Below are 21,340 nucleotides of genomic sequence, written 5' to 3' on the forward strand. Positions count from 1 at the left end.
TGTCTACGATCCGGTCTTTGGGGCTCGGATCGTAAACTCGTTTTTAAAGCCCCGTTTTTCCTAGCAGCCTTATCGGTGTAACGAGCCGAGGGTATTGTAAAAAGGATATTCAATGTCGGTTAACAATCTTTTAAAGCCACGCAGCATTGAAGTTGAAACAGCTGAAGGCAATCCATATTCCGCAACAGTAACCATGGAACCGTTTGAAACCGGTTACGCTCACACTCTTGGAAATGCTCTCCGCAGAGTTCTTTTGAGCTCCATGATTGGTTATGCTCCAACTGAAGCACAGATCGCCGGTGTTGTACACGAATACAGCCAAATCGACGGTGTTAAGGAAGACGTTGTGGACATTCTTCTTAACGTTAAGGGCGTTATCTTCAAACTCGAAAACAGAGATGAAGTTACCGTTACTTTGCGTAAAGAAGGTACAGGCCCAGTCACAGCAGCTGACTTCGATTTGCCACACGACTGCCAGATTTTGAACCCTGATCATGTTATTGCCAATCTTTCCGGCGGCAAACTTGATATGCAGATCAAGGTAGAAAAGGGCAGAGGCTACCAGCCAGGCGATATGAGAGCTCTCAAGGATGATTACAGCAAAGCCACTATTGGCAAGATCATTATGGACGCTTCTTTCTCTCCTGTTCTTCGTGTCGCTTACAAAGTTGAAAACGCCCGTGTTGAACAACGTACAGACTTGGACAAACTTGTTCTTTCCGTTGATACAAACGGCGCCATCCTTCCGGAAGAAGCAGTCCGTCAGGCTGCCCATATTCTTCAGGATCAGCTTTCCGTATTCGGCGGCATTGCCACTATCGGCATTGAACCAGTTGTTCCGGTTCAGGCTCAGCCTGTCATTCCGCAGCAGCAGGAAATCCCGGTTGTTAAACCACAGCCTCCAGTTGATCCGATCCTCCGCCGTCCGGTTGATGATCTTGAATTGTCTATTCGTTCTGCCAACTGCTTGAAGGCTGAAAACATTTACTACATCGGCGACCTTATTCAGAGAACCGAAAATGAACTTCTTAAGACACCTAACTTAGGTAGAAAATCTCTTAATGAGATCAAGGAAGTTCTCGGAACTCACGATTTGACTTTGGGTATGAAGTTAGACAACTGGCCACCAGTAGGACTTGATTACTAATTTTTTGTTGTACTTGTTGTAATTATTGTTTTAAATCAGAAAGCTGTGTACAATCACGGCTTTCAAACCCGCCCGCCCGGTAGGGATAGAAGAGACGGGAGATGCCTAAAAGGCACCCTAACAAAGACTTTTTAAGGAATTTATAAAATGCGTCATAAACTTGGTCTCCGTAAATTAAACCGCACATCTGCACACCGTTTGGCAATGCTCCGCAACATGATGAACTCCCTTCTTCGTCATGAAGCCATCAAGACAACACTGCCGAAAGCAAAAGAACTTCGTCGCGTTGTAGAACCGATGATCACTCTTGCTAAGGAACCGACAGTTGCCAACAGACGTTTGGCTTTCAACAGACTCCGTGATCGCGAAATGGTTGTCAAACTTTTCAACGAAATCGGACCGATGTTCAAAGAAAGAAACGGCGGTTACACTCGTATCCTTAAGATGGGCTACCGTGTAGGCGACAATGCTCCGATGGCTTATGTAGAATTGGTTCAGAAGACTACGGATAACAAGCCAGCTGCTGAAGCAAAAGAAGAAGCTAAAGCTGAATAATTTTTAGTTTCGATGATATTTTCAAGAGTCCGCAAATTGCGGACTTTTGTTTTGGGAGGTACTAATGGGAAACAAGGCTGAAACAGAACTCGATTCCATCCGTTTAGACAAATGGCTTTGGGCTGCAAGATTTTTCAAAACCAGAACTCTTTCTCAAGACAATATTGAATTGGGGCGTGTAAAGGTCAATAAGGCCCGTGCTAAGGCGAGTAAAGAGGTCAGAGTAGGAGATGAGCTGGAAATATTTCGAGGCTCTGAGCGCTTTATAGTGATTGTTAAAGCTCTTTCCGGAAAAAGAGGCCCGGCTCCTGTTGCTGCGACTCTTTACGAGGAGACGGAAGAAAGTAAATTTAAACGGGAACAGATTAAAGAAGCCGCGGCTTTAATACCGGTTCCCGGAGCTGACCACAAAGGGCGCCCGACTAAGCGTGAAGGTCGAAAACTCCGCGAGTTTCAGCATAATTTCAATCCGACCCATGATTTTTGACAGAGGAATCTCTATCTCAACTACCTAAATGGTTAGGTTGTTGCCTCTACGGATATCGATGATAATTTCTTAATCACTTTGGGAGGCAATATGAAAACTATTTTTAAAATTTCCATGGCAGCGGCTCTTCTTTCTCTTTCTGCCTTTTCTTCTTCTGGTGCCATGGCTGATGACACCCAATTACTCGGATATTCAAAAGGTGCCACTGTCATTTCTCCCAAAATAGAAAACGGTCAGATAGATACTATCGGCGGCATTATTTACTCTCAGATTAAAGGCTTAAGACATAATCGGGCGTTGCGCATGACAGTCCAGATTCCTCGGGATAACAAGCTTAAACCTGCCATCATTTACTTTCCAGGAGGCGGATTTACTTCCGCCGACTATGAAAAGTACACAGAAATGCGGATGGCTTTGGCAAAGGCTGGTTTTGTCGTAGCTGCTTGTGAATATCGTACGGTTCCGAATAAATTCCCGGCACTCCTGCAAGATGGTAAAGCAGCTATTAGATTTTTGAGAGAACATGCGAAAGAATTCGGCATTGATCCGGAAAGAATCGGAGTTCTCGGAGATTCTGCCGGCGGTTATGTCTCTCAGATGGTAGGTGCTACCAATGGTGAAAAGAAGTGGGATGCGGGCGACTATTTGAATCAAAATTCAGATGTTCAAGCCGTTGTGTCCATTTACGGCATTTCTGACTTAAGAAACATTGGTGAGGGACATCCGGAAAACATTCGCAAAGTACACGACTCCGCTGCAGTCACAGAAGCTCTTTTAGTTAATGGCCCGGCATTCAGAGATTTTGCCGGTGCCTCCGTTTTAGAAACTCCGGAGAAAGCATTAGACGCGAGTCCTATCGGACATGTTGACGGAACCGAACCTCCTTTCCTTCTGATGCACGGCGCAGAGGATCCTTTGGTGAGCCCCGTTCAGAGCAAACAGATGTATGAAGCTTTGAAGCAAAAGAACGTCGATGCTCAATACATTTTGATGCGGAATGCTAAGCACGGTGATATCAGCTGGTATCAACCAAATGTCATTAATGCCGTGGTAGATTTTTTCAAGGCGAAGTTAGGAGAACCAAAAGAAGGCGGTGCTAAGACGACCGTACCGGGAGGCAATCTTTAATAAGACGTTGTAAAAGCTGAGAGGTTTGATAGTTTTGTCAAGCCTCTTTTGTTTTGGAATAATCTTGTATTGCTTATTATCCAAAGTTATAACAAAATTCAACAAAATATCTAAAACAATAACTACCTAAGGTCTCATGGCAAAGTTTAGTCAAAGCTGGTATGCATCAATCGTTCAAGGGAAGAACAACACAAATTCTGCGGATGCGATTTATTCCAAAGTGCCGGTCATGCCATGGATTCATCATCGTTTGCATCCCATTCTCGAAAAGCTCTTTATGAAGTTGGGCATCGCCAGAACGTTGAGAGAAGGCGAGAAAATTTTTTCTTCAAAGGAGAAGATTGATCACGTTGTTTTGGTGACAAAAGGAGTTACAGGCCGGGCGATTGGCTCAACCAGCGGTGAAACGCAAGCCATCGCTTTATCGACACCGGGACATATTGCCGCAGGCAATTTGAATTTCTTTTCCGGACGCCCCGCTGCCGGCCATTACTTTGCTATTACGAATGCGGAGGTTGTCTACGTTCCGCAAACTATTCTGGCAGGACTCGCGAAGCAGGATCGGTTCATTAACGAGCTCCTTCAAGTCCAGTTTGAACTTGCAAGCCTCTCGGATCGTGTCGGCTTTTGCTGCTTGTCTCTCTTGAGCACCGAAGACAAACTCAAAGCATTGACTTCGACATGGGCCTTGAATTACGGAACTATGGTCTATGACAAAGAAGGCAGAAAAATGATTCGTATGCCGGTGCCATTGACCAGGAAGTATCAGATCCTAGTGACTAACTGCTCCTCAGTATGGCTGGACAAAGTCCTCCATAAATGGATTCGTGAGAAGAACTGGAAGCGTGACGGGGAATTTGTTTTGGTGAATCCTGAGTTGCTGGAACCGTTTTATCGTTGGATTAGAGGCTGTATGGACGAAGCTGATTCTTACAATTATCCTCGGACTTTAGCGGAACAAATTCTGCTTGAAGATGAGCAGAACTAATACGGCACAAAATGCACAAAACTCTGTGGGAATAGCGGAAAAGCGCTGTCACGCCCCCTGAGCTTTTGGCAGCGCGTCTCGAAATTCAACAATTTCCTGCTAGACAGGACGATAAGGATTATCTAGCTAAAGGCTAGAGGTCTGGAACTCTTAAGAATAACGATTAAGAAAAAATAAGACTTCTGATTTTCCAACTGCATTATTAATATATAAATCAGTAAGATATCGTTTCCCAGAGAGATAACCCTAGGGATAATTTCCTATGTAATTAGGATGAGAAATCTAGGGTTAACCAAGAAAAGAACACTAACCTAATTGAGGCTTTGGGAAAATATTAAAGTGATAGCTCCCCACTATAACTTCCTTCCCTTGGAGGAGATAATTAATGACAAACCTCAATGTAACTTTAAGTCGCCGCGGCTTATTTAAAACTATCCCAATTGCGGCAGCAGTTCCGAGCGCTGCCTCGATGTTTATCACAGGAGCCGCTAAGGCACAGGAAGCCGAAGAAACCGGCTTTACTATCTGCGATAACTGCAACCAAATGCCGATGTGCGGTATTAAATTCCAAAAACAAGGCAACACCATTGTGTCTGTCGGTAATTGGAAAGAACATCAGCAGAAGCTCCTCTGCAACAAGGCTCTGGCAACTCTGCAGAGACTCTATAACCCGAATCGCCTTCTTTATCCAATGAAGAGAACAAACCCGAAAGGCAGTGACGATCCCGGGTTTGTCAGATGCTCTTGGGAAGAAGCTTTGGGTATGATTGCCGCTAATTTGAAGGCAATTCGTGAAAAATATGGCCCAGAATCCGTTCTTTTCTTCTGCGGTGATCCTAAGGAGCCTCGTCCCGCTGTCATGCGCTTGGCCCGTCATTTCGGTTCTTGGCACTATGCTACTGAATCCTCCGTTGCTTGCCGTAAAGGCTCCATGCTTGCTGAAGAATTAACCTTTGGTGTGGAATATTCCGGCGGCGGCTGCGGCCTTAAAACTAAGAGCTATTTGGTAATCGCTACAAACGGTGCATGGTCAAAACCTCATGGTTGGTTAAATGGTGTAAGAGCGGCCAAAAAACGCGGCGTAAAGATCGTTGTTGTCGATGTACGCCGTACAAAGACAGCAGAACTTGCCGATGTTCATCTCCAGCCTCGTCAGGGAACGGATGCTGCGTTGGCAGCCGGCGTTTGCCGTGTGCTGTTTGAAGAGGGTTTGTACAACAAAGAATTCTGCGACAAATGGGTTCATGGTGTCGAAGAGTACCGAAACTACTGCAAACAATTCACCCCGGAAAAGACTGAAGAGTTGACCGGTGTACCAGCAAATCTTGTTGTTGAAGCAGCCCATATTTACGCTCAAGGTCCAGGCAGCTTTGCTTTGACTTCTCAGTCATTGTCTCACTCTACAAACGGTGTAAATAATACCCGCGCCTGGTTGTGTGTTCCCGTTATTCTCGGTTACGTAGATATTCCCGGCGGTGCATTATTTGGAGTCGGTCCGGAAGGCTATATCTGCCATGACAATGGTCTTACCAAAGAGTTTGTGGACTACAAGTGGTTCCAATCCCATAAGAAAGATCGTTTAGATAAGGACTTCGTGCCGGTTTGGAACTACACACAGGTTCAATTTAATCCGAATAAGCTTCCTGAATGGGTTAAAGAAGGCAAGCTTAAAGCCTTCTGCGGATTCGGCTTCAACGTCATGATTTGGCCGCAGCCGGATGTGTATGCCGAAGCTATCAAGAATATGGACTTTGCATTTGCAACCGACTACTTCTACCGCGATATTTCTCATAAGAATCTTGATTTGATTCTTCCGGCAGCTATGAACTATGAACGTTACGCGCCGTTTGCAACGTTTGGAAATAAAGTAGCAGTCAGAAAGCCGGTCAAACCATTGGGCGAAGCAAAAGAAGACTGGTGGATTGCATTCCAGATCGGTGCACTTGTTGCCGATCCGAAAGACTTCTTTGACGGCGATCCTGTTAAAGCCTGCGACTCCGTTCTTCAGAAGTGGGGTACGACGTATGCAGAAGCTCAGAAGAATCTGCCTAACATGACCGTTGTCAAAGCACAGAAACAAGAACCGCTGAAGTACGAAAAAGGTCTCTTGAGACATGACGGTCAGCCAGGCTTTGAAACACCGTCCGGCAAGATTGAGTTGGTTTCTGAAATCACTAAGAAATTTAACTTAGGAACCTATCCGGAATATCAGCAGCCGATGCAGCCGACTGCTCAGTATCCGCTGAAGGTGATCAACGGCACACGCGCACCCTATATCACACACTCCAAAGTTCGCTCTGATTCTCCTTACTCTTTGGAAATTGAACCGATGTCTACTATCGATATCAATCCGAAAGACGCGGCAGCCAGAGGTATTAAGGAAGGAGACAAGATTGTTCTTAAGAATCAGAACGGCGAATGCCACGGCAAAGCCAGAGTCTCCATCATCGTTCCTCCGGGATTGGTAGGCATGCAGTACGGATGGAGAGGAAACCAGAACTCCCAAGTTCTTATTCCTCGTACATTCGACAAGTTGTCCGGCTATGCACCGTACTTTGAAACCTGTGTTGAAATCACTAAGGAGGCCTGATCATGAGCAGATACGGAATACTCGTCAATGTTGACAACTGCATTGGATGTCAGGCTTGCTTTATCGCCTGCAAACAGGAAAATAAAGTTGCGCCGAACATTCAATGGAATCAAATTCACCGCAACGAAAACGTCAAAGAAAACATCATTAACTACTACCGTGTAAGCTGCCAGCACTGCGATAATCCAGCTTGCTTGCCGGTTTGCCCGGTCAAGGCTATCTATAAAGGGCCGAACGGTGAAGTCCTTGTCGACCAGAGCAAATGCGTCGGATGCAAGGCTTGCTTAGCTGCTTGTCCGTATGGCGCTCCGCAGTTTAATACCAGCGGAAAGACTTCTTATTACGACAAGGATGAGTTGGTCATTGTTCCGTTGCTGGATCACCAAAAGAGGACTCCGGGCAAAGCAGAAAGATGCACACTCTGCCCGCAGAGGACTTCTAAAGGCTTACCTCCGAAATGCGTGGAAGCCTGTGCAGTAAATGCATTGATGTTTGTCGACTATGACAACTTAACTGATGATCAGAAGGCACTCGTGGCTAAGTCTGTTGCAATGAACGAAAAAGCCGGTACACAACCGAAGGTTCGTTATATCGCTAGCCATTGCGACATTGCCGGTCTAGCTGATAAAGTTAGATAACCGGTAAGTTGTTCAAAAATTAGATAAGCATTTTTGTCCCCGCTTGAGCAATTAGGCGGGGATTTTTAACGAAAGGAAGTGTATGACGCAGAGTGCAAAAGAATTTCTGGAGGAATACAAAGGCAGCCGGCTAGGTTGTTACGAATTCTTCAGTCACTTTTTCGGCGATAAAAGAGTTCAGCCGTTGCTGGATGTTTTTCCGATGGTAGAAGCTTTTGTCCGCGGAGAAAATGCTTTTTTAAGTGGATCCAATGTGACGGAAGACACGCTTTCAGAACCTCCTCAGGGAGGGAATAAGCTGGAAGCCGAGTATGCAAAGCTGTTTTACGGCGTTGGTTCCAGAACCATTCCTTTGTCTGAATCCGTTTACAGAAGCGAAGAAGGAATTCTTTGCCAAGGGGCTTGGAGAGACATCAAAGAGCTTTACGGGAAGCATAATTTCCAGCCTAGGCCTGAAAAGGAAATGGAGGCGGATTCTCTTTCGATGGAAATGGCCTTTGCCACAGTTTTGGTCATGCAGGGCAAAGACGGGAAAGATCTTTTAGAACTGGTTGAGGATCATCTTCTTCCGGTTGGCAAAGCCATTGCAAAACAGATTCGTGAATCTACAGACAACGAAGATCTGCAAAACATCGCTTCTACTATGACTGTGTTTTTGATGACGGAAAGAGCCTTGCTGGAGCAGAGTCTGAAGGGATAGGCCGAGAGTCTTTTGAGGTTTTTGAAAAAGGACGGTAGTTGCGGAAGTCGTCCTTTTTCCGATCGTGTTAGGCGGTTTATTTTTCTTGAAATCTCTGTCCTTGCAGAATCCGTGGACTAATAATTTTTTTCTAAGGCAAGAGACTTCTGAGATACACTCAGAATAGAAAGCTCAGGTCTCGGTTTATTTGCCAGGCAGAATAAGGACAAAAGAAGGCCTGATTGACTTCAAATTAGACATCACCAAGGAGAAACTATGAACAAATTAAAGACTTTCTCAACAACCGCTTTGGCCGCTGCACTGTCACTGGTCTCAGTGTCCGAAGCTGCTCCGCAGCGAGACCAATTTTATTGGTTAACTGAGATGAATAAAGCTTCCGTAGTTATCAATGCTGATGAGAATTTGTTAGATAAAGATTTAGCAAAAAGAATAGCTAAAGGTATTTCAGAAGTTGCTGCGGACGCTGCAAAACCTGGTGCCAAACGACCGAACAAAGTGATCGCTTATGAACCGGAGTTGATTAAGAAAGTCGGAATGGATGCCACGATGCTTCACATCGGCCGCTCCAGCCAGGATATGCATGCATCATATAACACAATGATTCTCAGAGACTACATTCTTTCTATCTCCGAGGCTCTGGCTAAGACAATGCAGCTCCTGCAGGACATCGCAGAAAGGAATATCGACACCGTCGTTCCGAATTACACCAACGGTGTGGCAGCTCAGCCCAATAGTTACGCGCACTATCTTTTCGGTTACCTTGCTTCCTTTGAACGTGATCAGCATAAGTTGAAAGAATGCTATGAGCGAATTAACTATTCTCCGATGGGAACGACAGTGCTGAATGGAACCAGCTGGCCGCTGAATCGTCAGCGCATGTCGGATTACCTGGGATTTAAAGCACCGGTATTAAATGCGTACGATGCCGCTCAGACAAAGCCAATTGATGAATTGATTGAAATCTCCAATGTTGTTACAGGAATCGCTTTGCACGTCGGAACCTTCATCCAAGACGTGATGACGCAATACGCCCAACCGCGTCCTTGGATTATTCTTCAAGAAGGAGGCGATAATACTTACGTGTCTTCCGCTATGCCGCAGAAACGTAATCCGGGTTTGTTGATCAATACTAGAAAAGCAGCAAGTACAGTATTCGGCGATGCTCAGACAATGTTGATCCGCGCGCACAATATCGCTCCCGGATTTAGTGATCCAAAAGGAGCTTCCTATTGGCCGACGATGGAACAAACGCTAGCGATGCTGAAAAGTTTTGACAAGTGCTTAACGGCGTTAAGAATCAATCCAAAGCGTGCTTTGGAGGAACTCAATCTTGACTGGACAGCTTCACAGGAAGTTGCGGATGTTCTCATGAGAGAGTACAAGCTACCGTTCCGGGTGGGGCATCACTTTGCAAGTCAGGTAGTCGGATATGCACGGACCCATGACATCAAGCCGTTAGACTTTCCATATGCAGAAGCAAAGAGAATCTACAGCGAAGTGATTAAGTCTGAATATCCAACTGGCAATCCTAATCTGCCGATGTCTGAAGAACAGTTTAAAGCTACTTTGAATCCGATTGAAATTATTAAGAACCGTAAGACCGCCGGTGGTCCGCAGCCGGCAGAGATGAGAAAGCAGCTTGATATTATGGAAGTCTCCATTAAGAACCAAGAGAAATGGACTCAAGAGCAGAAGCAAAAGATTAATGATGCTTTGGCTAAGCTCGATAAAGATTTTGCTGAGTACTTGAAGTAATCATGTAGTCTTGTAACGGGCCGGTGTTTTTTTCGTGAACTAAGGAAAAGAAGCACCGGTTTTTTATTCAGTCGTCAAAAAGTTTTACAAGCTTCCTGCTCAAATAAGGATGAAGTTGTGGAGGTTGTCGGCTGAGTTGATAAGCTTAATCACCATCATTTTGGAGATCTAAGCATGAAAAAACTATTAATCGCAGCTGCCGCAGCCTCTGCCGTTTTGTTTTGTTCCACGGGAGTCTTGGCCCAAGCAGTAAAAAGTCAAGTACCTACACTGAAGCAGCAGGTTGAAGATTTGAAGGAAGCGGTGCTGATGCTCCAAAAACGAGTGAATTATCTTGAAAGTATCGTACCCACATCCTCTATTCCTTTGATGCCGGCAGATCCTAAGCTTTCTCCGGTATCTACTTCGGGCGCAGTCTTTCTTCTAGGCATTGATCAGCCGGTCAAGAACGGAAACGGTTCGGAATTTGTTCTGACGGTTGTCAATCCGCAGAGCATTACCTATACGAATGCTCACTTTACGATTCACGTATTCGGCAAGGATGCCGAAGGCAATCCTGACGCCTACAAGAACGCTTATTTGCTGACGCGAGAAACCAAGGTTATTCAAGCCGGAAGCAAGAACCAATTCCGCTTTGTTGTTCCGGACATGCCGCTGGATAATTTTGCGGTTGCCTATGTGGTAGGCATTGAGTTCGGCGGCATCGCCACTGAAAACGCCCAGTAAAACTAGATAGCACATTGAAGGCTCTCGCAGACGGCAGTGAGAGCTAATCGACTTTACTTGAAAATTGGAACGAGGCCTTTTGCCCGTGCCTCCTCGATTGCACTTCTTGCCGCCATAATCCGCTCGATGCATCCTTTGTTTTCTACCTGAGAAAACCAGTTTACAAAGTCTCTTATCGCGGGATCCGACAAATATCGGTCACGCCGCGCAAGTATATGCATATTCCAGTTCTGGCGCTCCCAGCCGGGAAGAATAGGAACTATTTTTCCTTCCTTGAGCTCTCGAACGACGTGGCCGAGATATAAATCTGGCGTAATTCCTTGGTGGTTCAACACCATGTTTCTAATGAGGAATTGATCGTGGCTCAGATAAATTTCACGCCAATGAATAATGTTGCTTGGAACACCGTCCCGATACAAGAGCATCGTCGGCGCACTATTGGGCATAACCTGTAAGAGTCCAACATGCTGGGACAAATCTTCGGGAGTTCGAGGAACTCCATGCGCTTCCAAGTATTGCGGGGAGGCAAAGATGGGTGTCGAGTTTGAAACCACATGACGAGTAACGATTTCCGATTGATCTGCTGGTGAGTGATTCACGACGGCAATATCGGTATCTCCGTTTAATAGATCTCGGACTGTCATTTCCGGAAGCATGGAAAACTGAACGCGAGGATTGAGCCGAGAATATTGCATCAATTCCTGAGAATAGAATTGCTGAGTCATCTCGACCGGAGCAGAAAACCGAATCAAAATCTTATGAGAAGTACCTTCGCAAAACTCATCAAGTTTGCTGAATCCGTCTAACAAAGGTATGACCATCGGAAGAATCTGTCGACATCTATCCGTGGGAATAAACGGCCGTTTGTTTTTAACCAGAAGCTCAAAACCAACGTCTTTTTCTAAACCGGCAAGAAGCCTGGAAACCTTTGCGCTGTCTAGATCAAGAAGCAACGCTGTCTGAGTAATGTTGCCCGTCTCCACAGTGACTGCGAGAGCACGCCAGGCAAGCAAGTTATCTTTTTGCTTCATACTGCATTTTGAGGGGGTAGGTCTAGAGGTGATCCTATAGGCAAAAATCGTTCTGATCAATACATTCGTTTCGTGGTGTTCCTAAAATTTATCTATAACTTATTGAATTATTGTGATATTGTTATTTTTGAAGAGTGACAGACAAAAATGCTCTATTAGCAAATGAAGAAGAAAAATAGAATGGACTCATCCCCAATAACTAACAGCTCCCCATCATGAAAAACGTCACTCAAATACCAGCTAGTCCTAAAGATTAGGGCTTCAGTTTAAAGGCCAATCCCGGGCCCACAGTTTTATTCGTTTTGTTCTCATCGGATGGCTGAAGACATCCGAAGGGGAGGAATTTGTTCCAATTTTTCTATCCCCCAAACTCTTAATCCTTGGAGTAACTTTATGAAACTATCCCAAATTAGCCGCAGAAGTTTCGTCAAGGCAGCCGCCGTTGCCGGCGCAACAGCAGCTTCGCCGTTTTCTCCGGCTTTTTCTGCCGGAACTTCGACTGCGCAGAAACCAGCGGACTCTCAAAAAGACGACACTCAGATCATTACTACTACCTGCCGTGCCTGCATTCATAACTGCGGAGTCCGTGCTCACGTCCGCAACGGCCGTGTCATTAAAATCGAGGGAGATCCGAATTATCCGATGACAGACGGAACGCTCTGCGCCAAAGGTCTCTCCGGCATCAATGCTCTTTATCATCCAGATCGCAACAAGTATCCGATGATTCGAGTCGGAGAACGCGGGGAGAATAAATGGAAACGCATCAGCTGGGATGAGGCAATTGATATCATTGCCCACAAAATGATGGAAGCCAGAGAAAAGTACGGTGCTGAATCGGTTATGGCTTCCACCGGAGGCGGCGGGAATCCGCACTTTAGAATGATTGCCAGATTCTGCAACATTTTCGGCACCCCTAATTGGTATGAACCGGGATGTGCTCAGTGCTTCCTTCCCAGAACATTGGCCTTCGGCATGATGTACGGCGGACCTTCCACATCCATCGCTGACGAATGCGCTCTGGAAATCTACAACAAAAACACTCCGATGAAAAACATTGTCCTGTGGGGAACTGACGTCTCCTACAGCTGTCCGGCCGGCGGCGGTCATGCCCTTGCCAACCTTCGGGCAAAAGGAGTTAAAACCGTCTCGGTCGACCCGAGATTTGCGCCGAGCGCAGCCAAAGCCGATGTTTGGCTTCCGGTACGTCCCGGTACTGATGTGGCTCTTCAGCTTGCTTGGATACGCTACATCATTGCTCACAATCTCTTCGACAAAGATTTTGTGCTTAAATGGACAAACTTGCCTTATTTGGTCGACACAAAGACTAAGATGACAGTCAAGGCCAATGAGCTCTTCAAAGACGGTAAAAAAGAAGATTTTGTGGTTTGGGATACAAAAACCAACCAGCCTCAGCCGCTTCCTTACCCATGGAACGACAATCTTGATCCGGTTCTTGACGGCGAATTCACTTACAACGGAAAGACTTACAAGACCGGTTTCCGCCTGCTCAAGGAAAGAGCAGAACCATGGACGCTTGAAAAAGCCGGGGAAACCTGCTGGCTGAAACCTGAAAAAATCGAGGAAGCAATCAAGATCTACGCTGAAGGCCCGGGAGGAATCTCCTTGGGTGTAGCAACCGACCAGAACCCGAACTCTGTGCAGGCAGCTATGGGCGCCGTCATTCTCAATGCCTTAATGGGATATGTGGAAAAACCGGGTACGCTTATGAACAGAAACCCATTGGCTGTGCCGCCTAAGAACAGCCTGGTATCCCGCTGTGAACGTCTGCTGCCTCCCGGTCAGCTTGCTAAACGTCTCGGCGGCGTAGAGTTCAAGGGACTTCTGTCTTGGGATGCCGCTCAGCCAAGCCGAATTCAGGAAGCGATTATGACCGGTAAGCCATACCCGATCAAAGTCTGGCTCGAGCGCTCCGGCAATAAGCTCGGAGTTGTCGGCGATGCAGGTTCTTGGGCTGAAGCCACTAAACACGTGGATTTCATCGTCCATATGTTTAACTATCCGACTTCCTTCTCTATGTATGCGGATATGCTTTTGCCTACAACAGAATGGCTAGAAACCGACTTCCTCGCTGAGTCTCTTAATACGGTTTGGGCTCGCCAAGCTGTCGTGCATACTTGGGAAACACGCCATGAAACAGTTATTTGGTCAAAAATTCTCAAGCGCTGCGGTGAATTAGGTCACGAAGTATGCCGTAAGTCCTTTGATCCGGAATTCATGGGAGCAGATCTTCCGCAATGGGATTCAATGGATGAAATTTTGGATCTGAAACTCAAGCCACTCAATATTACGTTTGCTGAGTTAAAGAAAAAAGGCTTTATCGAAGCAATGCCGTATGACAAATGGAACAGCTACTACGTCTATAAGAAGATCAATCCGAAGACAGGTCTCCCGGTAGGCTTCGGTACAGCCTCAAAGAAATTGGAACTGTATACCGACCGTTTCATCACGATGGGACGTACCGGTGCTCCGTACGCTCTGCAAAAACTTGATCCGGTAGAAAAAGACTACGATCCGCTGCCTTACTACGTGGAACCTTACGAAAGTCCGAACAGAGAAATTGCCAAAGAGTACCCGCTTGTGATGACCAACGGACGTCTGCCTATGTTCCACCACAGCACTCTCAGAAACATTCCTTATCTGCGTGAAATCTATCCGGTTCCCGAAGTTTGGATTAATCCGGAGACTGCCGCGAAGTACGGTATTAAGCAAGGCGATTGGACATGGATTGAATCTAAACGTGGCAAGACCCAGGGTAAAGCAAGATTAACCGAGGGCATCAATCCGGGTGTTCTTTACATGGAGCGCTTCTGGTTCCCGGAAAAACTTGCCTCTGACACTCACGGCTGGAAAGAAGCGAATGTGAACGTTCTCTCTAAGAACACGGCTCCGTTTAACGACATGGTAGGTACATACACGCTTCGCGGCTACCAAGTTCGAATCTCTAAAGCAGATAAAGGACCGGAAGGCGTATGGACGAAACCGGAGCAGTTCAAAGTCTGGATGCCCGCCCCCTCAGAGAACACACCAAAGATCGAAGGATAAAAAATGGCACAAAAAACTCTCGTAATTGACCTCGATCGCTGCATCGGCTGCTTTGCATGTGAAGTCGCATGTAAGAATGAAAATAATGTTCCTCTCGGCGTGTACTACAACAAAGTACTATCCATCGGACCCGTCGGAAAATTTCCTGAACTCAAGCAGTACTTCCTGCCGACCGTTTGTCAGAATTGCCGCGACGCACCTTGCGTGAAAGTCTGTCCTACCGGAGCTTCCTTCAAAACCGAAGACGGCCAAGTACTCGTGGATAAGGAAAAATGCATCGGCTGCAAGATGTGCATCGCCGCTTGCCCCTACGGTGCCCGTTCCTTTAATCCGGAAAATAAGGTTGTCGAAAAATGTACTCTCTGCCGTCATTTGCAGGAAGTCGGCGAGCAGCCCGCCTGTGTTAAAGCCTGCTGCGCAAACGCTCGTTTCTTCGGCGATATAGACGATCCGGAGAGCGAAGTTTCCAAGGTCCTTGCGGCTGCCGGCGAAGAGAACGTCCACAGCATGCCGGACTCCGGAAATCATCCTTCCGTCCGTTATATTCTTCATAAGAAGACCGGTGAATGGATGAACAAACCTCCGAAGATGCTATAAGGAGGAGAAATGGTCGGCGACTGGACTTTATCAATCTTTGCAGCCTTACTTTGTGTAGGTGCCGGTCTTTTCGCTGCCCTGGCCGCTTCAGAGTTCTCTGACTTTACTGAGAGGACTCTGAAGATCTGCGCAGCACTCGGGTTTGTCTGCTTAAGTCTGGGCGGTTTTGCGGCGATCTCTAATCTCGGAAGGCCAAGCATGATTTTGGGTGTCTTCGGAAATCCAAAGTCATGGCTATTCTGGGAGATGATTGGTGTCACGGGCGCTCTGGCCGCAAGCTTGATTTATCTTATCTGCCTTTATCGAGAAGCGGATCAGACAAGGACGCGGGCTTTCAGCTTGATTTCAGCGCTTTTTTCTCTCATTGCGGTTTTTGCGCTTGGAGCGAATATGGTGATGAGCTGGCGTCCCGTGCTCAACTCTTATACGCTGATGCTTCCTTTCATCGGTTTGTACTGGAGCGCCGCTTCACTTTGCTTTCTTGTGGAACGCGAATTTGAAGATGCTGAGAAGGCTAAGGCAAAAATATCTTCTGCGGCCGCAGCTTGCGTTACCGGTCTTGGCTATGCGGCATATACGGGGTACCTTCTTTCGGATCCGGAAACGTTGGAAGGGGCTCGCGAAATTCTTTCCGGCAGTCTGAGTCTGAATTTTTGGATAGGGTGCGCTCTTTGCGGTGTTGTGCTTCCGCTGGCGGGCGCCTTTACGAGAAAAGCAAAGATGCTCTTGACAGCTGTCGGGTTGGCAGGGATTTTTATCGCCGTATTTGTATGGCAGAATTTGCTATTGGACATCGGCCAGGCCGCGTGGCATTTCTTCAAACCTTAATTCATAGGGTCGGTGCTTCGGCCCCGACCCGTTTCTAGGAACCAGACATGCAGCTAAATGATTCTATGATAATAGGACCTTATTATCCGAGTTACGAGGAGTTATTCGATTTCGAAATTAACTACACCTTGCTTTCTCGTTTATTCAAATCCGAAATCACGCAAGACGCAAAGGAGGCGCTTCTCGGTCTTAAGCTTTCTGACTATTGCGACCATCCTCTTATCAGCAAGGGAGCGAGATGGATCGATGAAGCGATCCGTCAAGAGGAGCCGGATAATCAGCTTGATCTTTTGGCGGCCGAGTACGCAGCGGCCTTTATCGGAACTGCAGGCTCGAAAGCAGCTTATCCTTATGAGTCTGTCTACACCAGTGCTCAGGGGCTCGTCATGCAGAAAGCGTATGAACAAGTCCGCCGGATCTATCGAGACCACGGTCTTGAAAATCAGAGCGACTTGTATGACGATCATATAGCGCTAGAGCTGGATTACTTGGCTTATCTTTGCCGGAGAGCAAAAAATGAGAAGCCTGCATCGCCGGAATATATGAATTTTCTGCGGGATCAAGCGACATTTCTTGAGAAGCACATTTTTAATTGGCTGCCTAAATTTCTCAAGAAAATCCACGAAAATGTTGACTCTTGCTTTTACCGCGGAGCGGCAATGATGCTTGAAGGAACCTGTCAAGACCATCAAAGAATGCTTAGTTGGGTGCAGTTTGACGAGGCCTGTGATTGAGAATTTAAATTTTCCCGATACCAAGAATTCCGTTACGAAGCTATAGGCAGATAGTCAGCTGGTAACTGAAACAATAAAACTATTGCTCTTTTCTCAAAAAATAATTATGACCTCGACCTATGCCTGCTTGGGCTTTTGTTCTGAACCTCAAAAGTAAGGCATAGGCAATCTGTTGGATTAATCGGCAAGGAGGCTGCTGCTATGAGTTCTCAATCTTCTTCCATCGGTCGAAGGGGCCTTTTATTGTCTGTGGGAGCTTCGGGTGCTCTCTTTGCGCTCGGCTGGGGCGCTTCCAAAGTCGAATCAGCACCCGTAATTCGACCGCCCGGAGGACAGGATAACAACTTTTTATCTAGGTGCATCCGCTGTGATCGCTGCCGAAGTATTTGTCCCACTAATGTTATTTCGATTGGAGGTCTCGCAGACGGGGTGCTGAATCTGCGAACTCCGGTTATGAATTACCGATACGGTTCCTGCGACTTCTGCGACAAATGCATTGAGGTCTGTCCAACCGGAGCGCTTACGGCGTATTCGGGAGAAACTACACCGGTCGGAAAGGCTCGTTTAACCGACATCTGTATTGCACTCCGAACCCGGGCTTGTACAAAATGTAAAGAAGCCTGTCCTTATGATGCTATTTCTTTAGCCGAAGGAAAGGTTCCGGTCATTGACAATGACAAGTGCAACGGTTGCGGCGTGTGTGAAAATATTTGCCCGGCCAATGTGCTCCAGGCTTATACAGGACGCAATCAACGCGGTATCGAAATTCTGTCTTTAGAAGCTCTGAAAGCACAGGAGCAATCATGAAAAAAATTTCTATTCTTCGCGCATTGTCTCTTGGCCTTTTCCTTTTAGCCGTTGTATGCGGTGTGATTTGGCAGACTGGGTGGGGGACACTTTCTTCCTTTGGCATTGGCTCGATCGCTCAGATTTGTCCGGTTGGTGCATTAGAAACCATTTTTGCATCCGGCTCTCCGGCTTTATCTGTTCTCATTTGTCTTGGCGTATTTGTTGCGCTTGTGGTGGTGTTCGGACGATTTTTCTGCGGCTGGCTTTGTCCCGTTCCGTCTTTAAGAAAAATCTTCGGAGCCGAACCAAAGACAGAGACGTCTTGTTTTAATGATTCCGAAGATCAAGGAACAAGTTCCACTCGTGAAGAGACTTTTTCGAAACCCGAAAAATCGAGCACTTCTTCTCGGGTGTTGTTGTCTTCTAAAGCTAATTTCATTAATTCTGCTGCACTGCAGAAGAAAGGGCCGTTTTTTGTGCTGGCGGCCGCGCTAGTTTCTTCTGCAATTTTTTCTTTCCCTGTTTTCTGTTTAATTTGTCCAGTCGGGCTAACCTTCGCATTCATTATCGGCATTGTTCATATGCTGAAGTTCAATGACCCGACAATTACTCCGCTCGTGATTCTTGGAGTGCTTTTTCTGGAAATCTTCTTTTTGAGAAGATGGTGTCAATTTATTTGTCCAATCGGAGCCTTTATTTCTTTAGTGAGCCGATTAAATAAGACATTCGTTCCGAAGGTTGATGATCAGAAGTGTCTCCGAGCTTTCGGCCTAAACTGCCAGGTCTGCAGGAATGCTTGTCCGGAAGGCATTGACCTGAAGAAGACGGTTCCGAGTACGGAAAGTTCCAGATGCCTGAAATGCGGAGCTTGTGCACAGCGCTGTCCTGTCTCTGCGATTTCTTTTCCCTTCTTAAAGAAGTCGAAATGTGCGGAGGGAAAGACGACTAATGTTGTTTACCTAAAAGAGAGGTTCCCAGGAGGGGCAGCAACGGAACAATCTGTCGTTTCCAAGGCCTCTTTTGATGCTCCTCAAGAGACCTTCTCTTTGAAAAATGCCATTCTTGAAAGCAGCCGATGCATTCAATGCGGAGCGTGCGTGAAAGCTTGTCCGCAGCACAATCCTATTACCGAGGTGCTCCGATCCATTGCCGCAGGCGATACAAAAGCTGCCGGGAAACTTTTGATGCAGTCAGGGAAAATGCCTGAACTTTGCTCTCAGCTCTGTCCCAAAGATAAATTTTGTATGGCGGCATGTCCCTTGGGCAATTTCTCTGTTCCAATCAACATTCACGCGTTGATGTACTTTGCCTCTTCTCGCGCGCTTGATCGAGGATACAGGATCTCCAGAGCTCGGACATTAGAGAAAAGTCCTTCCGTCGCAGTAATCGGAGCCGGACCCGCTGGACTTGCTGCAGCTGATGTTCTTCGTGCTCAGGGGTACAAAGTTACGGTTTATGAACGGGAAAAAGAGATCGGCGGTCTGACGATGTTCGGTATTCCGGCTTTCAAACTCTCTAAAGAAAGAATCCTTACCCGAAGAAAACTCTACGAGAAATCCGGCATCGATTTTCAGCTCGGATATGAAATCAAGTCGGCGCAAGAGTTCCTGGGTATCGTTGATACGCACGATGCAGTTCTTCTTGCAATTGGTGCAGAAAATCCAATTCATCTGAACGTATCCGGTGCAAATTCAAATTTTGTTTTTCAAGCTCTTGAATATCTTCACGGAGATCCGAAACAGGCTTCCTTGGCCCACGACAAACATGTAGTCGTTTTAGGAGTTGGAGGAACAGCCTTAGATTGCGCTCGGACCGCACTGCGTCAAGGCGCTCGAACGGTCACCTGCGTGTTCCGCAAGTCTTTGCTGAAAGCGAATCCGCCAAGGGATGACTACGAGAGTGCTCTTCGGGAGGGAGCTAAATTTTTAGAGGAAACCCAAATACAATCGGTCCAACCGGATAAAACGGTTAAAGTCATAAATCGGGAGGGAATCTGCGAAGTGCTAAAAGCCGATTTGGTGATCTGTGCCTATGGTTTCAGCGGCCCGAGAGATGAAGTTTTGAAAGAAGCGGGGATTGTTATTTCCAAAGGATCTTTACATACCAATCTTCCCAAGGTGTTTGCTGCCGGAGATGCGGTAAGCGGACCAAGCTTTGTGACGACAGCTATAGAAAGCGGGCAGGGCGCCGCAAAGGCTATCAGCCAATTTTTGAGCGACAGATGTACAGAAAAGAAGCGTTCGAGGCAAAACAGGAAAAATAAAGATGACGGAAAACTTACTAATCGAGAACCTGCTCAACCAGCTATTAGTTAAGTGCAGTACTGAGATTGAGCGCAGAGCCCGGTTAGGAGGAGGGATGGCAAATTCTGCGCAGATAGCTTTCGAAAGGAATCGCTGTGTCAGAACGCTTTTCCCAAAATCTTCCTGCGAGAAGTGCATTGAAGTCTGCCAGCCAAAGGTACTTAGTCTTAAGAATCAGTCCGTTTCCATCGAGGAGAGTTCCTCTTGTACCTGGTGCGGGAAGTGCATTAGAGAGTGCCCGACCGAGGCTTTCTCTTTTGGCCGGTTTCCGCTCTACGGCGTACTCAGCGCATTAAAAACGCACTTCTGCAATCTTTGCTCGAAGTCTTCCCTCTCTCGGCCTCTGGTCTTTGTATGCCCGAAGGCAGCTCAGGATAGTCGGGAGTTTCCGACAGGCTGCTTTGGCGGCGTAAGTCCGGTGGTGCTGCTTTTAGCTCATTTAATTTTTAATGTTGAAATTAAACTTCATTGTTCGGATTGCAAAAAGTGTTGCGCAGCCTCAGGAAACAAAGCCGCTCAAAATCTTATCAGCGCCTGTGAAAAGCTTTCATCGGATTTAGGCGTTGATTTCCGACCAACGCTTTTCGAAGCAAAAGCAGAGAGCAATGTAGATCTAGGGCGCAGAAGGTTTTTCAGCCGAGTCTCTGAACGGTTTCAAGGAATTTGCGACGTGGCTTCTTTTTCGGGAGGCGCTCCTAAAACCGACAAAGTTTTTCCTATGCTTGAACGAGAACTTCTTTTAGCCGCCGTCGAAATACTCAGAATCAAAGATCCTAAGTTCGAAATTCAAGAGAAATTTTTCCCTCTCCCCGCTGTATTTAAAGAGAAATGCAACGGCTGTAATTTGTGCGTTCTGTTATGTCCGTCCGGCTGTTTAACTAGTAAAACCGAAGACCAGAGATTTAAACTGCTGGCGGATCCTCTTCGCTGTGCTGACTGCGGAAGATGTATTGAGGTTTGTCCCACAAAGGCTATGGACATAAGGTCAATTCCCGGTTCCGAAGAAATCCTTTCCGATTCTGTAAGGATTGTTTTAACGAAAGACAACGCGCATGAGGATGAACCGGATCAATCTGCAGAAGCACGTATGCACGATTTTTTTGATACGCCGATCTACAGAAGCTGATTTTGGGAGATTTTGGAGCAGTGAATACCTGCTCCAAATTAATGGGCTAGGAAGGTTAGAAAAAAGCTCTCACGTACTCTGAGATTTGAGCACAAAAGTGTTTTTGGAGCAAAGAATTCTTGAGAATTTTTAAGAGGTGCAATATCTCCAGCTAC

The 21,340-nt window shown here is 46.6% G+C and carries 18 protein-coding genes; 17 read left to right on the forward strand and 1 reads right to left on the reverse strand.

From position 1 onward, the window contains the following. Window positions 1–112 precede the first annotated feature (112 nt). The 10 genes from ADH67_RS07170 (at window position 113) to ADH67_RS07215 (ending at window position 10,714) form a co-directional block, all read left to right on the forward strand. Window positions 113–1,147 carry a DNA-directed RNA polymerase subunit alpha gene (locus ADH67_RS07170; RefSeq protein WP_066594928.1) on the forward strand — a complete coding sequence of 345 codons (1,035 nt, stop codon included), beginning with the start codon at window positions 113–115 and terminating at the stop codon, window positions 1,145–1,147. A gap of 147 nt (window positions 1,148–1,294) precedes the next feature. Beyond that, a complete protein-coding gene (rplQ, locus tag ADH67_RS07175) occupies window positions 1,295–1,702 on the forward strand; it encodes a 50S ribosomal protein L17 (protein WP_066594930.1) in 408 nt (135 codons plus the stop codon). 64 nt (window positions 1,703–1,766) lie between these two features. Further along, on the forward strand, window positions 1,767–2,189 hold the full coding sequence (locus ADH67_RS07180; RefSeq protein ID WP_066594932.1) for an RNA-binding S4 domain-containing protein: 423 nt from the start codon (window positions 1,767–1,769) through the stop codon (window positions 2,187–2,189). 90 nt (window positions 2,190–2,279) lie between these two features. Further along, window positions 2,280–3,317, forward strand: coding sequence for an alpha/beta hydrolase (locus tag ADH67_RS07185; protein WP_084081560.1), 1,038 nt, complete (start codon window positions 2,280–2,282; stop codon window positions 3,315–3,317). Window positions 3,318–3,453: 136 nt separating this feature from the next. Next, window positions 3,454–4,305: a Crp/Fnr family transcriptional regulator gene (locus ADH67_RS13340; protein ID WP_066594937.1), complete on the forward strand. Its 852-nt coding sequence runs from the start codon at window positions 3,454–3,456 to the stop codon at window positions 4,303–4,305. A gap of 385 nt (window positions 4,306–4,690) precedes the next feature. Then, window positions 4,691–6,895 carry a molybdopterin-containing oxidoreductase family protein gene (locus tag ADH67_RS07195; protein ID WP_066594939.1) on the forward strand — a complete coding sequence of 735 codons (2,205 nt, stop codon included), beginning with the start codon at window positions 4,691–4,693 and terminating at the stop codon, window positions 6,893–6,895. A 2-nt stretch (window positions 6,896–6,897) separates the two neighbouring features. Then, complete coding sequence (locus tag ADH67_RS07200) at window positions 6,898–7,533, forward strand: 4Fe-4S dicluster domain-containing protein (protein WP_066594940.1); 636 nt, start codon at window positions 6,898–6,900, stop codon at window positions 7,531–7,533. 82 nt (window positions 7,534–7,615) lie between these two features. Then, the gene (locus ADH67_RS07205; protein ID WP_066594942.1) at window positions 7,616–8,233 is read left to right on the forward strand and encodes a TorD/DmsD family molecular chaperone; all 618 of its coding nucleotides are present in this window, start codon (window positions 7,616–7,618) and stop codon (window positions 8,231–8,233) included. Between the two features lie 255 nt (window positions 8,234–8,488). Then, complete coding sequence (locus ADH67_RS07210; protein WP_066594943.1) at window positions 8,489–9,988, forward strand: argininosuccinate lyase; 1,500 nt, start codon at window positions 8,489–8,491, stop codon at window positions 9,986–9,988. 174 nt (window positions 9,989–10,162) lie between these two features. Further along, a complete protein-coding gene (locus ADH67_RS07215) occupies window positions 10,163–10,714 on the forward strand; it encodes a hypothetical protein (RefSeq protein ID WP_066594946.1) in 552 nt (183 codons plus the stop codon). Between the two features lie 53 nt (window positions 10,715–10,767). Here ADH67_RS07215 and ADH67_RS07220 read toward each other — a convergent pair whose 3' ends face one another. After that, complete coding sequence (locus tag ADH67_RS07220) at window positions 10,768–11,745, reverse strand: LysR family transcriptional regulator (RefSeq protein ID WP_066594948.1); 978 nt, start codon at window positions 11,743–11,745, stop codon at window positions 10,768–10,770. 393 nt (window positions 11,746–12,138) lie between these two features. On the opposite strand from ADH67_RS07220, the gene ADH67_RS07225 reads away from it, so the two are divergent. From ADH67_RS07225 to ADH67_RS07255, 7 genes are all read left to right on the forward strand, one after another. Continuing rightward, window positions 12,139–14,808, forward strand: a complete 2,670-nt coding sequence (locus tag ADH67_RS07225) for a molybdopterin-containing oxidoreductase family protein (RefSeq protein ID WP_066594950.1) — start codon at window positions 12,139–12,141, stop codon at window positions 14,806–14,808. 3 nt (window positions 14,809–14,811) lie between these two features. Then, window positions 14,812–15,405 (forward strand): 4Fe-4S dicluster domain-containing protein, encoded by a 594-nt coding sequence (locus ADH67_RS07230; protein WP_066594952.1) that lies wholly within the window; start codon window positions 14,812–14,814, stop codon window positions 15,403–15,405. Window positions 15,406–15,414: 9 nt separating this feature from the next. Further along, window positions 15,415–16,233, forward strand: coding sequence for a hypothetical protein (locus ADH67_RS07235; RefSeq protein WP_066594953.1), 819 nt, complete (start codon window positions 15,415–15,417; stop codon window positions 16,231–16,233). 47 nt (window positions 16,234–16,280) lie between these two features. After that, on the forward strand, window positions 16,281–16,967 hold the full coding sequence (locus ADH67_RS07240; protein ID WP_066594954.1) for a TorD/DmsD family molecular chaperone: 687 nt from the start codon (window positions 16,281–16,283) through the stop codon (window positions 16,965–16,967). 201 nt (window positions 16,968–17,168) lie between these two features. Beyond that, window positions 17,169–17,774 (forward strand): 4Fe-4S dicluster domain-containing protein, encoded by a 606-nt coding sequence (locus ADH67_RS07245; protein WP_066594955.1) that lies wholly within the window; start codon window positions 17,169–17,171, stop codon window positions 17,772–17,774. Then, window positions 17,771–20,071, forward strand: coding sequence for an FAD-dependent oxidoreductase (locus ADH67_RS07250; RefSeq protein ID WP_066594956.1), 2,301 nt, complete (start codon window positions 17,771–17,773; stop codon window positions 20,069–20,071). The genes ADH67_RS07245 and ADH67_RS07250 overlap by 4 nt, the downstream gene beginning before the upstream one ends. A 43-nt stretch (window positions 20,072–20,114) precedes the next feature. Further along, window positions 20,115–21,185: a 4Fe-4S dicluster domain-containing protein gene (locus tag ADH67_RS07255; protein ID WP_066594957.1), complete on the forward strand. Its 1,071-nt coding sequence runs from the start codon at window positions 20,115–20,117 to the stop codon at window positions 21,183–21,185. Window positions 21,186–21,340: the final 155 nt, after the last annotated feature.

This window comes from Turicimonas muris (assembly GCF_002221595.1).
Lineage (GTDB): Bacteria > Pseudomonadota > Gammaproteobacteria > Burkholderiales > Burkholderiaceae_F > Turicimonas > Turicimonas muris.